The organism is Streptomyces sp. NBC_01717 (assembly GCF_036248255.1).
In the GTDB taxonomy this organism is placed as follows: Bacteria; Actinomycetota; Actinomycetes; order Streptomycetales; family Streptomycetaceae; genus Streptomyces.
The window spans coordinates 1,181,461-1,194,042 of record NZ_CP109178.1; the positions used below are offsets into that span (position 1 = coordinate 1,181,461).

Below are 12,582 nucleotides of genomic sequence, written 5' to 3' on the forward strand. Positions count from 1 at the left end.
GCGAGCCCGCGCCCGGCCGGCTCAGGGCGCTGCCTCCAGGCCCGGTTCATCCGCTTGCCGAACACAGCTGGGCGACGGAAGCCGGGAGGACGCTTGCGGCCACAGCGCCAGCAGCCCCAGGCAGATCCACACGTACGTACTCCCTCCGAGGAAACCGTCCACGCCGGACGGGTCATCACGCCACAGCCATACGACACTGCTGCACAGCACCACGTACAGGGCTGCGGCAACAGCGCGATGGCCGTATCTGACGAGCAACGCGAGGGCGGGCACCGCCCACACCAGGTGGTGCACCCAGGTCACCGGGCTGACCAGGCATGCCGCAAGGCCGGTGAGCGCCATCCCTGCCTCGTCGTCACCGGCCGCGGTCGCCCGGCGCACTCGGTACGCCCACAGGACGAGCACCGCGAGTACGGCCAGCACCCACACCGGGCGGGCCGCGCCCAGCCGGGCCAGCGCGCCCTGGAGCGACTGGTTGGACACGTAGTCCAGGGCACCGACCCGGTGTGTGTCCCACAGCGCCCGGGTCCAGAACACCCACGACGCGCGTGGCGCCGCCAGCACACCGATCACGGTCGCTGCCGCCGCCGTACCCACGGCGACGCCAGCGGCCCGGCGTCGGCCGGTGAGCAGCAGGTACCCGATGAAGATGCCCGGCGTGAGCTTGAACGCCGTCGCCAGGCCGATGCCGACGCCTGCGAAACGGCCGCGCCCGCCGTCCGCGTACACCAGCGCCATCAGCAGCAGATTGACCTGACCCAGACTGAAGGTGTCCCGTACCGGTTCCAGCATCACGAAGAGGCACGCGGTCGCCACCAACCCGCCTCGCCCCAAGGGAAGTTCGTACAGCGGACCACGCAACAGCAGCACGGACGCGGCCGCGCTGAGCAGCACGCCGCCCACCACCGCGCCGGTGTGCCCGACCAGGAGCATGGGCAGCATGCAGACGGCGGCGAAGGGCGGGTAGGTGAAGCCGTATCCGGTCCCGGGCAGCAGGTAGTCGTAGATCCGGCCGCCGTGCCGGATCCAGTCGTCGACGGTCCCGTAGTAGACGTTCAGGTCGAACCAGCCCCGGTAGTACGGCACCGTCACCATGAAGAGCGCGGCGCCGGCGACCGGGACCACCGTGCGGAGCAGCTGCTGCGACCGGGTCACAGCAGCGTTCCCGGGGTGTCGGCGGCGTGCGGCCGGGCCGCTGCCCGCCAGGTCAACAGGGCCAGCGCCGCCAGTCCGCCGCCGCTCACCGCGAGCACCAACTGCCTTACGTCCGGGGCGAAACCGTCCGGGAGGACGGCGAGGGCGAGCACACAACTGCCGACGGCCGCCCAGCGGCGCACCCGGCCGCGCGGTGCGGCGGCCGCGATGGGGAACAGCGCCCAGAGCACGTACCAGGGGCGGATCGCGGGGCCGAGCAGGGCGACAGCAGCCAGGCCGATCCCGAGGGCGTACACCGGGCCGAGCACGTGGCGGTGGCGCCAGACCAGGAGCAGTACGACAGCGATTGCGGCGACACCGAGGAAGCGCCAGGCGAGCACGGCACCGGTGAGGCGCCCGAGAGTACCGGTGAGGGACCAGTTGTGGGCGGAGACGGGGGTGCCGAGGGCGCCGATCCAGCCGTAGCCGGTGCCGGTGGCAGCGGTGGCGGCCACCGTGGTCGCCACCGCGACGGCAAGAGTGGCAAGTCCGGCCCTGACCAGCCTGGCACGCCCCTGCAACCGGTACGACCAGATCGACGCGACCGCGAACAGCCCCAGCGCCGCAGGCACCTTCACCAGCGCTGCCAGTGTGACCAGCACCGCGGCCGCCACCGGCCACCGCCCGGACGCCGCCGCCAGCCCTGCGCAGAGCAGCCCCAGCATCACCGCGTCGTTGTGCGCGCCCGCGACGAGGTGCAGCAGGAGCAGCGGGTTCAGCGCGCCCAACCAGAGGGCGGCCGATCGGTCGGTGCCACAGCGCCCGGCAAGTACCAGCAGGAAGGCGATCATCAGGGCGACGCCGAACAGCGCCACCAGCCGCATGCCGACTATCCCGAGCGGTACCGCCGCCCTGGCCACGACCAGGAAGACCGGGCCGTACGGCGTCGGCGTGTGCTGCCAGATCGGCGGCACCTCGGCGGCCAGCGGCCCGCCGAGCCGGTCGGCACCGTGCGCGTACACGTCCATGTGCGCGGCGGCCATCGTGCCCTGCACCAGATAGCTGTACACGTCCCGGCTGAACAGCGGCGGCCCCAGCACCAGCGGCAACGCCCAGATCCCCAGCGTCACCAACAGGAAGCGCTCCCCCGGTGGTTCGGGCCCCCGCACCGCTCGCCCCAGCCACCACCACGCGGCGACCAGCAGCACCAGCCCGAAGTACGCACCGGCCAGCCCCAGTCGCCCGCCGTACGGCCCTACCGCGTCCCGCACCGGCAACGCCCCTGCGGTCAGCCCGCCCACCGCGACCGCGACCGAGCCCGCGAACCCGAGCCACCGGCAGCGGCGCGGATCGGCGATCGTGTCCGGCACCAGCATGCGCGCACGGTAGCCCTGCCCGGGCCACCGGCAGCCAATCGCCAGGGAGACGGAATCCGGACGGCCGGTGAAAACCCCGGTGTCCAAGCCCCTCGACCTGCAACGGCACCACCGAGCGCCTCCATCACGTCCGGAGGTTCAGTCGCTCCGGGCACACGAGTCGGACCCACGCAGGACCGGCTCCCGCGTACCGGCCGCCCCGGGCAGACGCTGTCGCGTCGGGGGGGTAGGCGACGCTGCGATGGTGGGCGATGCGCTCACCCACCGCACCTGCTGTGCGGCTACGCCTCGGATACGCGGACGGCCCCACCTGAACGCAAGCTCTCAGGTGAGGCCGTCCGGTTGCGTCACTCGCCGACGAGGGCGATCAGGTCCGTGAGTGAGTTGATGGACCAGTCCGCGGCCGCAATGACATCCGGGTCGCCACCCCACCAATTCCCCCATGGTCCGCGGCGAATGTGGGCAACCCGCAGCCCGGCCGCCTTGGCGGGGTACACGTCGTTCACCGGGTGGTCACCGACGTACACCGTCTCGTGGGCAGCTGCACCGGACTCCTGCAGAACCCGCTGGAAGAATGCCGGATCAGGCTTCGCGACCCCCCACTCCGCCGAGGTGACGACTAGGTCCGCGGGCAGATCCAGGGCACGCAGCAGGATGCCGGCCTTCTCACTCTGGTTCCCGGCGACGAGGACGCGGACGCCGAGCTCGCGAAGTCCCGCGAGGACCGGCCGAACATCCGGGTAGAGGTCCGTCTCGTCGAGGTGCTCGCCCCGGCCGGCTGCTTCGCGCGCACGGTACTCGGCGCCGACGTCGATGTCGGGGCGGATGATCCTCAACGCGTCCGTGTTGTCGCGTCCTTGGGTGACGACGGCCCCGACGAGAGCGCTGACGGTGTGCCGTGGGACGTCGAGCCACTCCGCCCAGGACTGCCAGTACCGGTCGTCCCTGGTGAGGGTTTCGCCGATGTCGAAGACGATGGTCTCAATCACCCTGCCGACCTTACGCGGAGTGCATGGTCAGTCCTCGCTCCGATCCTGCTCGCGTCCCCGGACTCAATGATCAGACACTGCCTGGGCGCACGACGGACAAAACCCGCGGTAGGTGACCTCGACCTTGGACACCGTGAAGCCGAACCGCTCCTCCGCCGGGAGGTCGGTGAGCGGATCGCCGGTCGGGTGGACATCGCGGATGATCCCGCAGCTGGAACACACCAGGTGCTGGTGCGGGTGTTGTGCATTGGGGTCGTAACGCTTTGCCCGGCCGTCCGTGGAGAACTCCACGACCTCGCCGAGAGCGACCAGCTCGCCCAGAGCGTTGTAGACGGTCGCCCGGGAGATCTCGGGCAACCGCTGCACCGCACGGGCGTGCACCTCGTCGGCCGTGAGATGCACATGTTCACCATCGAGGACCTCCGCAACGACACGCCGCTGGGAGGTCATCCGCCAGTCACGCCCTCTCAGTCGCAGTCGCTCCAGCAGGTCACTCATATCGGTTCACCTATTCAGGTTCGGTTGGACACCCGAAGTTGCCGACGCACGTCCGGGTTCCTGCTGGATATGGGTTTGGCGCGCTTCTTGACTTGGATTCTGTCCATTGTAGGATCGGTTTCGTTGAGAGCCAAGGGACAGGAAGACTCCAGTACCGCAGGAGAAAGAGCCGTGACGGATCACCCCCGAGGAGCTGCGCAGTGCCGGCCTGTGGGTCACAGCCGCCCGCGTCACGCTGCTTGAGGCGGTCCGGGGCGGTGACCAACTCGGCGTCGAGACAATCGCCGCCGAGGTACGCGATCGGGCGGGCCGTATCTCCCTTCACGTCCGTGAGACCCTCCACGCGCTCACTTCGGCGCGACTCGTACGCCGCCTCGAACCGGCCGGAAACCCGGCCCGGTTCGAGGGGCGCACCGTGTCGTCGTCGACGCCGACTGCGCGGTCGGCGAGCCCCGCTGCTCCTGTTGTGTCCGATGGCCGAGCCTTCTCGATCGACAAGGCCGACCTCGACTACTGGGGCCCGTGCCCAACTGTTCCACCACCCGCACTCTCTGAGCACCGAGATCCGCCCCGTCCGGAAGGATTCCCATGTCTGAGAACCATGATGCGATCGTCACCGACGCAAAAACGGAGGGCGGAGGTGGCTGCCCGGTCGCGCACGGGCGCGCCCCGCACCCCACTCAAGGCGGCGGAAACCGCCAGTGGTGGCCGGAGCGGCTCAACCTGAAGATCCTTGCCAAGAACCCCGGCGTGGCCAACCCCCTCGGCGAGGAGTTCGACTACGCCGAGGCGTTCAAGACCCTCGATCTCCCGGCCGTGAAGCGGGACATCGCAGAGGTGCTGACGACCTCGCAGGACTGGTGGCCCGCCGACTTCGGCCACTACGGGCCGTTCATGATCCGCATGGCGTGGCACAGCGCGGGCACCTACCGGATCAGCGACGGCCGAGGCGGCGCCGGGGCCGGCCAGCAGCGCTTCGCCCCTCTCAACAGCTGGCCGGACAACGGAAACCTCGACAAGGCCCGCCGCCTGCTGTGGCCCGTGAAGAAGAAGTACGGCCAGAGCCTCTCCTGGGCCGACCTCATGATCCTCACCGGCAATGTCGCCCTGGAGCAGATGGGCTTCGACACGTTCGGCTTCGCCGGTGGCCGCGAGGACGTCTGGGAGTCCGAGGAGGACGTGTACTGGGGGCCCGAGACCACCTGGCTCGACGACGAGCGCTACACCGGCGACCGTGAGCTGGAGAACCCGCTCGGCGCCGTGCAGATGGGCCTCATCTACGTGAACCCGGAGGGCCCGAACGGCAACCCGGACCCGATCGCCGCGGCCCGCGACATCCGTGAGACCTTCCGCCGGATGGCGATGAACGACGAGGAGACGGTCGCCCTGATCGCGGGCGGTCACACCTTCGGCAAGACCCACGGCGCGGGCCCGGCGGAGAGCGTCGGCGCCGACCCCGAGGCCGCCCCGATCGAGGCGCAGGGCCTGGGCTGGAAGAGCACGTACGGCACGGGCAAGGGCGCGGACGCCATCACCTCCGGCCTGGAGGTCACCTGGACCACCACGCCCACCCAGTGGAGCAACGGCTTCTTCGACAACCTCTTCGGTTACGAGTGGGAGCTGACCCAGAGCCCCGCGGGCGCCAACCAGTGGAAGCCGAAGGACGGCGCGGGCGAGGGCACCGTCCCCGCCGCCCACGACCCCTCGAAGAAGATCGCTCCCTCGATGCTCACGACGGACCTGTCGCTGCGCCTCGACCCGATCTACGAGCCGATCTCCCGCCGCTTCCACGAGAACCCCGCGGAGTTCGCGGACGCCTTCGCGCGGGCCTGGTACAAGCTGACCCACCGCGACATGGGCCCGAAGTCGCTCTACCTCGGCCCCGAGGTCCCGGAAGAGACCCTCCTGTGGCAGGACCCGCTGCCGGAGGCGGAGGGCGAGGTCATCGGCGCCGAGGACATCACCGCCCTCAAGGCGAAGATCCTCGGCTCGGACCTGACCGTCTCGCAGCTGGTCTCCACCGCGTGGGCGTCGGCCTCGACGTTCCGTGGCAGCGACAAGCGCGGCGGCGCCAACGGCGCGCGCATCCGACTGGAGCCGCAGCGTGGCTGGGAGGTCAACGAACCCGACCAGCTGGCGGAGGCACTGCGCACGCTGGAGGGCATCCAGCGTGCCTTCAACTCCGGTGACAAGAACGTCTCCCTGGCCGACCTGATCGTGCTCGGCGGCGTCGCCGCCGTCGAGAAGGCCGCCAAGGACGCCGGTCACGACGTCCAGGTGCCCTTCACCCCGGGCCGTGTCGACGCGACGGACGAGCACACCGACGCGGAGTCCTTCACAGCGCTGGAGCCGAACGCGGACGGCTTCCGCAACTACCTCGGGAAGGGCAACCGGCTGCCGGCCGAGTACCTGCTGCTCGACCGGGCGAACCTGCTGACCCTGAGCGCTCCGGAGCTGACGGTCCTCGTCGGCGGTCTGCGCGTCCTGGGCGCGAACCACCAGCAGTCCTCGCACGGTGTCCTCACCGGGACCCCCGGGAAGCTGACCAACGACTTCTTCGTCAACCTGCTCGACCTGGGCACGACGTGGAAGGCGACGTCCGAGGACGCGACCACCTTCGATGGCCGCGACGACGCCACCGGCGAGGTCAAGTGGACCGGCACGCGGGCCGACCTCGTCTTCGGGTCGAACTCCGAGCTTCGCGCGCTCGCGGAGGTCTACGCGAGCGATGACGCGAAGGAGAAGTTCGTGAAGGACTTCGTCGCAGCGTGGGACAAGGTGATGAACCTCGACCGGTTCGACCTCGTCTGATCACGACGTCCAGGTCGGCCCCCGCCGGCCGACCTGGACGCGCTCCACACGGGTGACATCGCGACCATGGACGATGCCGGGAGTGTCACGGTCGTCGACCGTCGCGAGGAGCTCATTCGGGGTCCTGAAGCGTGCCGTTGAGACCCGGTGCAGCCCGAGAGCTCGGCGCGCCGCTGGGCCGCTCAAGCAGCGGGAGGCATTTGTCCCAGGAATACCCTGTCGCCATGGTGCGCGCCGGTAGTCCCCGATCCGATCGGCCGGAGGGGCCTGCGGCTTCGGGCCGGCCCCTGGCCCCGCTTCTCGCCGTGTGCGCGGGCTACTTCATGGTCATCCTGGACGTGACGGTCATCAACGTCGCCGTTCCGGTGGTGGGACGGGAACTGTCGGCCTCGCTCACCGGGATCCAGTGGATCACGGACGGCTACACCTTGGTCTTCGCCGGCCTGTTGCTCACCGGCGGCGCGCTGGGCGACCGGCTGGGAAACCGCCGGATCTTCTGTACCGGGGTGGTGGTGTTCACCGCCGCCTCGGCCGGCTGCGGACTGGCCCAGAGTGCCGGGTCCCTGGTCGCCGCCCGGCTCTTGGAGGGACTCGGCGCGGCACTGATCGTGCCCGGCTCCCTCGCCCTCCTCCAACAGGCATATCCCTCACCCGCCCAGCGCTCCCGGGCCTTCGGCATCTGGGGCTCCATGGCGGGTATCGCCGCCTGCGCAGGCCCCCTCCTGGGCGGCCTTCTGGTCACCACCTTGGGCTGGCGCTGGGTGTTCTTCATCAACCTGCCCGTCGGATGCGCCTGTCTGCTGCTGACACTGCGCCGCGTGCCCGCTTCGGCCCGGCGCCCGGACCGCCCCGTGGACTGGCCGGCCCAGTGCGCGCTCATCACGATGGTGGCCCTGCTCACCGCTGTCCTGAACGAGGCCGGACGACGTGGCTGGGCGGACCCACTGATCCTCACCGGCGCCGGCCTGTGCCTGCTGGCGGCCGCCGCGTTCGTCCTGCGTGAGCGTCTGGCCCGCACACCCGTGGTGCCCTTGTGGCTGCTGCACTCCCGCGCGATGAGCGGGGGCGCGGCCATCGGCCTGCTGTTCAACTTCGCCTTCTACGGCATGGTTTTCACCGCCAGTCTGTACTTCCAGCACCATCGCGGTCTGACTGCGCTGCGCACCGGGATCGCCCTCTTCCCGGCGGTCGCCATGACAGTTTTCGCCTCCGTCCTGTCGGGGCGACTGGCAGGCAGCACCGGACACCGCCCGCTTGTGGTCACGGGCATGCTCCTGGGGTCGGCGGGCCTGGCAGGCTGGGCCGCCGCCGGACCGAACCCGGACTACCTGCTGCTCGTGGCGCCGATGACGGCGGCGGGCTTCGGCACGTCCTTCGCCCTCACCGGATCAACCTCCACCGCGATGTCAGCCGCCCCCGACAAGTACTCCGGCACCGCCTCCGCCTTGTTCAACACCGCCCGCCAGGTGGGCAGCGCCGCAGGCGTCGCGCTGGGAGGCTCGCTACTGGCCGCCGCAGCCGACTTCACCACCGGACTGCGGACCAGCATGGCCATCGGCGCGGCCGCATACCTGGCGGCCGCCGCCCTCGCGCTCTTCTGCATCCCGCAGAAGGCACCCCGCCACGTCGCCGACTGACGGCCTGCCAACCCGTCGCCGACGCTCCGGGAATCCACGGAAGCCGGAGCGACCTGCAAAAGGCACTGCAGTTCGTCAGGAACGGTGCAGTACCGCTCCGCCCGCGTACCGCGCCGATGCACCCAACTCCTCCTCGATCCTGATGAGTTGGTTGTACTTCGCCGTACGGTCGGACCGGGACAGCGATCCGGTCTTGATCTGGCCGCAGCCCGTCGCGACCGCCAGGTCCGCGATGGTGGTGTCCTCCGTCTCGCCGGAGCGGTGCGACATGACGACGGTCCAGCCCGCACGGTGCGCGGTGGCGACCGTGGCGAGGGCTTCGGTCAGGGTGCCGATCTGGTTGACCTTGACCAGGACGGAGTTGCCGACGCCGGTGCGGATGCCCTCGCGCAGCAGACCCTCGTTGGTGCAGAAGACGTCGTCGCCGGTGAGCTGGCAGCGGTCGCCGACGCCGGCGGTCAGTTCCCGCCAGCCGTCCAGGTCGTCTTCGGCCATCGGGTCCTCGATGGAGACGATCGGGTACGCCTCGATCAGCTTGGTCAGGTATTCGGCGTGCTCGGAGGGCGTGCGGCGCACGCCCTCGCCCGCGTACACGTACATACCGTCCTGGAAGAACTCCGACGAGGCGGGATCCATGACCAGTCCGATGTCCGTGCCGGGCCGGTATCCGGTGCGGTCGATGGCTGTCATGACGAAGTCGAGCGCCTCCTCCGCGGTGCGCAGCGCGGGCGCGAAACCGCCCTCGTCGCCGACGCCCGTGGCGTGCCCGGCGGACAGCAGGTCGCGACGGAGCGTGTGGAAGACCTCAGAACCCATGCGGACGGCTTCCGCGAAGTTCTCCGCACCCACCGGAGCGATCATGAACTCCTGGAAGTCCAGCGGGTTGTCGGCGTGGGCGCCGCCGTTGACGATGTTCATCATCGGCAGCGGGAGAAGGCGGGCGTCGACGCCGCCGAGGTAGCGGTAGAGAGGCTGGCGGTGGGCCGCCGCGGCGGCCTTGGCGGCGGCGAGGGAGACGCCGAGAAGTGCGTTGGCGCCGAGGCGGGACTTGTCGACCGTACCGTCGAGTGCGATGAGTGCGGCATCGAGACCCGCTTGATCGTCGGCGTCGCGCCCCATGACCGCTGACGCGATGTCGCCGTTGACGTGGGCGACCGCACGGTCGACGCCCTTGCCGTGCCAGCGCCCGGGGTCCCCGTCACGCAACTCCACGGCTTCCCGTGCGCCGGTCGAGGCGCCGGACGGGACTGCGGCGCGGCCCAGGGAGCCGTCGACGAGGAGGACATCGGCCTCGACAGTGGGGTCGCCCCGACTGTCGAGGACCCTGCGGGCGGTGACGGACTGAATGACGGTGGACTCAACTGCCCTGGAAACCATGGGAGGTCCTTCGCGTTGACGCACGCCGCGGCCCTGCTGCGACAACGCTGGCGCGTGCCGCGACAACGCCGACTCTACAGCAATGCTGTTCAGTTCAGCTGTTCAGTTCAGCTGCACAGACAGGGTGCGCACTCTCGCTGGTGACCACCGGTTAAAGTTCCTTATGCCCACCCCGGAACCCGCCGCCCTCGCCACCGAACTGCGTACCGCGATGGGTAAGCTCACGCGGCGCGTGAGGCACGAGGATCGGATCCCGCACGGCCAGGTCTCCGTGCTCGGCACGCTTGATCGCGACGGGGCCATGACCACCAGCGATCTCGCGGCGGATCAGCGCGTACGGCCCCAGTCCATGGCCCGTGCGGTCGGGCTGCTCATGGAACAGGGCCTGGTCGTCCGCCGGGCGCATCCCACGGACGGCCGCAAGGCCCTGGTCGAACTCTCCCCTGCGGGACAGGCCGCTCTCGATGCGGAGCGCGGGCGCAGGGCCGGCTGGCTCGCCCAGGCCATTGAGATCGAGCTCACCGGCGAGGAGCGGGAGGTGCTGGCGCGCAGCGCCGCCCTGATGGAGCGGCTCGCCGCGCGCTAAAACGTGTTTCGCAAGTAGCGTCGTCCGCCCGAAGGGCGGGCCCAGCGTCAGCTGCACTGCGCCGCTTCGCGGCTCCGTCTCGGCTCTTTGGTTCATCCTTCGGATGCCGAGCGCTCTCGGCGTGCCGGCCGGAAGCCCTCGTAGTGGATCCACTTGGGCTTTCGGCCGGTGCGGCGAGAGTGCGCGCATGGCGTCGCGTGGCGGACGGGACTTTCAAAACACGCCCTGGGGGACCTCGGCGAGCCAGGAGCGATAGTGGCTGCCGAACGGCTCCGCGTCCGCGGTGAGTGCAGCCCTCAGCCACTCGGCTGACGTGGCGGCCCGAGCGATGACGTCGGAAGGGTAGGAATAACGGACCTGGTGATCGGCGAATTCGTCCTCGTCGTCCACGAAGACGCTTCCCGCTTCGCGTGTGCGGCAGACATCGAGGTCGAGGTCGATCATGGTGACCTCCCCGGGGTGCAACCACCGGGACGGGGTGGTCACATCGCAATAGACGTCCAGCCGTGCGGGAGCCGCTTGGAACAGCGCAGTCCACCAGGCGTCACGGGGAAACAGCATGACCCGGGACTCCCGAGTGGCGTAGACGGGGCCCTCGGCACCTTTGCTGTAGACGGTTCCAACCGAAGCCCCAAGCCAGACCCCGTGCTCGTCGTCGCCCAGACGGACCATGGAGCAGTGCCAGTGCAGGCTGCCGTCGTACTTACGGACGGAGACCAGCACCCCAGCAGCATTCATGACCTGGACGCTACAGCGATGGCCCGACATCTGAACAGACGCGGCCGCTGGACCAACGGCCCACGTTCCGGCGCACCTTGAGCCGCACCGGGTCCATCTGACCTGGCTGGCGCGAGACATCCGCTACGCGCAGGTGCAGCTGGCCGAGCTCTGCATGTACGCGAGCCGACAACTGAGGGGTCCACGATCGCCAGTGCACCTCAGGTCCGTATCGAGGTCGGCGCCCGGAGCGTTTGCGGTCCTGCAGCGCGGCCGGTCCCGCCGTGTGGAACCGTTTGCGCCGGCGACGCACGGTGGACAGGTGTGCTCCCAACTCGCGGGCGATGGCGGCGTTGACCCGTCCGTCGGCCGCGTCCAGAGCCACCCTGGCCCGCTGGAACTGCCCCGGTGCGGTAGACCCTGCCGAGGTGAACTGGAACGTGGTCGGCCGCGCCGCCATCCTGGCCGCGAGCTGACTCACCGCCACACCGGACGAAGCCAACCAGGCATGGTCATCCAGCTGCCGTGAACGCTCCGTCGGTGAGGATCGGAACGATGTCGCAGACATCCAGTTCGGTTGCGATGTCCACGTCCCCGGCGAAGCCTCCGCCCGTGAGTTCCCGGCCGGATGCGCTGCTGGTGACCGTGGTCACGACATCCGGCGTCGCCTCGAAGCAGTCGGCTGCGGCGGCCGCTTCGGGCGACAGCGGGCCGCCACACTGCTTCCGCAGTGCCGCAAGGACCGCTCCGGCGCCGAGCAGATCCTCCAGCGCGGGGCGCAGGCTGCCGTCGGGCCATCGCTCGCCCGAGGCGATCACGGCGACCGGGCGGTCGAGGGTTCCGTATCCGTGCTGGGCGAGCCAACTGCCCACCGCTGACGCGTTGCGCAGGCAACCCGCGACCACCATCGACTCACCGACCGCGGCGGCGATCGAGGAACCGTTGGGAGAGGGCAGGACCAGTCGCGGGGCGAACGGAGCACTTCTCAGCGCCGTCGGAGACAGCGACCACGGCGACGCCGACGTTGCCATGCGCCGCCCGACTGCCAACCGCGCACCCATCTCATCGGCGAACTTCGACGCGGACTCGTCACGCCAGGGATAAGGGAAGACTCGCGTCCCGGCCTCCACAGCCACCGTCACCGAGGTCGTGAACGACAACACGTCGACGACCACCAAGCACGCGATGTCCGCCGCGAGCCGTTGCGCGCCGACGGGCCCCCAGTCGAATCGCGCCCCACTGCCCGTCTGCAGAAACCAACTGTCCATAGCTGACGACCATGCCATTGCATCCGGAAACCGACACCAGCGGGGGCAACCTTCCGTCGGAGCAGGCATCCACAGCCCCGCACCCCTGATCAGACCCTCGCAGGATCAACGCTCACGGTCTCAGGACTGTCCCGTACGGGACCGGTGTGGCCAGAGAACGCGCGGGCGTCAACCCTGACCATCGTCCAA

The 12,582-nt window shown here is 69.9% G+C and carries 12 protein-coding genes; 4 read left to right on the top strand and 8 right to left on the bottom strand.

Going from position 1 to position 12,582, the window contains the following annotated elements; translation table 11 throughout:
* Positions 1-21: 21 nt before the first annotated feature.
* The 4 genes from OHB49_RS05520 to OHB49_RS05535 all read right to left on the bottom strand — a co-directional run bounded on the left by OHB49_RS05520 (position 22) and on the right by OHB49_RS05535 (position 3,997).
* Entirely contained in the window at positions 22-1,155 is a 1,134-nt protein-coding gene (locus OHB49_RS05520) for a glycosyltransferase 87 family protein (protein ID WP_443079494.1), read from the bottom strand.
* A complete protein-coding gene (gene mptB, locus OHB49_RS05525) occupies positions 1,152-2,510 on the bottom strand; it encodes a polyprenol phosphomannose-dependent alpha 1,6 mannosyltransferase MptB (protein WP_329158415.1) in 1,359 nt (452 codons plus the stop codon). The genes OHB49_RS05520 and mptB overlap by 4 nt, the downstream gene beginning before the upstream one ends.
* Before the next feature lie 347 nt (positions 2,511-2,857).
* Positions 2,858-3,499: an HAD family hydrolase gene (locus OHB49_RS05530; RefSeq protein WP_329158417.1), complete on the bottom strand. Its 642-nt coding sequence runs from the start codon at positions 3,497-3,499 to the stop codon at positions 2,858-2,860.
* Positions 3,500-3,562: 63 nt separating this feature from the next.
* Complete coding sequence (locus tag OHB49_RS05535) at positions 3,563-3,997, bottom strand: Fur family transcriptional regulator (RefSeq protein WP_030977547.1); 435 nt, start codon at positions 3,995-3,997, stop codon at positions 3,563-3,565.
* Positions 3,998-4,585: 588 nt separating this feature from the next.
* Here OHB49_RS05535 and katG point away from each other — a divergent pair.
* Complete coding sequence (gene katG, locus OHB49_RS05540; protein WP_329158419.1) at positions 4,586-6,808, top strand: catalase/peroxidase HPI; 2,223 nt, start codon at positions 4,586-4,588, stop codon at positions 6,806-6,808.
* Between the two features lie 287 nt (positions 6,809-7,095).
* Positions 7,096-8,445 carry an MFS transporter gene (locus OHB49_RS05545; RefSeq protein WP_329166373.1) on the top strand — a complete coding sequence of 450 codons (1,350 nt, stop codon included), beginning with the start codon at positions 7,096-7,098 and terminating at the stop codon, positions 8,443-8,445.
* 75 nt (positions 8,446-8,520) lie between these two features.
* Here the strand turns inward: OHB49_RS05545 and eno are convergent, their stop codons facing one another.
* Positions 8,521-9,822, bottom strand: a complete 1,302-nt coding sequence (gene eno, locus OHB49_RS05550) for a phosphopyruvate hydratase (RefSeq protein ID WP_329158420.1) — start codon at positions 9,820-9,822, stop codon at positions 8,521-8,523.
* 163 nt (positions 9,823-9,985) lie between these two features.
* Between eno and OHB49_RS05555 the strand changes: the two genes are divergently transcribed.
* Positions 9,986-10,408: a MarR family winged helix-turn-helix transcriptional regulator gene (locus OHB49_RS05555; RefSeq protein WP_030977554.1), complete on the top strand. Its 423-nt coding sequence runs from the start codon at positions 9,986-9,988 to the stop codon at positions 10,406-10,408.
* A 213-nt stretch (positions 10,409-10,621) separates the two neighbouring features.
* Here the strand turns inward: OHB49_RS05555 and OHB49_RS05560 are convergent, their stop codons facing one another.
* Together OHB49_RS05560 and OHB49_RS45795 are read right to left on the bottom strand one after the other, a co-directional pair.
* Entirely contained in the window at positions 10,622-11,146 is a 525-nt protein-coding gene (locus tag OHB49_RS05560; protein WP_329158422.1) for a DUF402 domain-containing protein, read from the bottom strand.
* A gap of 10 nt (positions 11,147-11,156) precedes the next feature.
* Entirely contained in the window at positions 11,157-11,510 is a 354-nt protein-coding gene (locus OHB49_RS45795; protein WP_443079642.1) for a helix-turn-helix domain-containing protein, read from the bottom strand.
* On the opposite strand from OHB49_RS45795, the gene OHB49_RS05570 reads away from it, so the two are divergent.
* A complete protein-coding gene (locus OHB49_RS05570; protein ID WP_329166826.1) occupies positions 11,470-11,601 on the top strand; it encodes a hypothetical protein in 132 nt (43 codons plus the stop codon). The genes OHB49_RS45795 and OHB49_RS05570 overlap by 41 nt on opposite strands.
* 36 nt (positions 11,602-11,637) lie before the next feature.
* On the opposite strand, the gene OHB49_RS05575 is transcribed toward OHB49_RS05570, so the two are convergent.
* Positions 11,638-12,393 carry a 2-phosphosulfolactate phosphatase gene (locus OHB49_RS05575; RefSeq protein ID WP_329158424.1) on the bottom strand — a complete coding sequence of 252 codons (756 nt, stop codon included), beginning with the start codon at positions 12,391-12,393 and terminating at the stop codon, positions 11,638-11,640.
* Positions 12,394-12,582 lie beyond the last annotated feature (189 nt).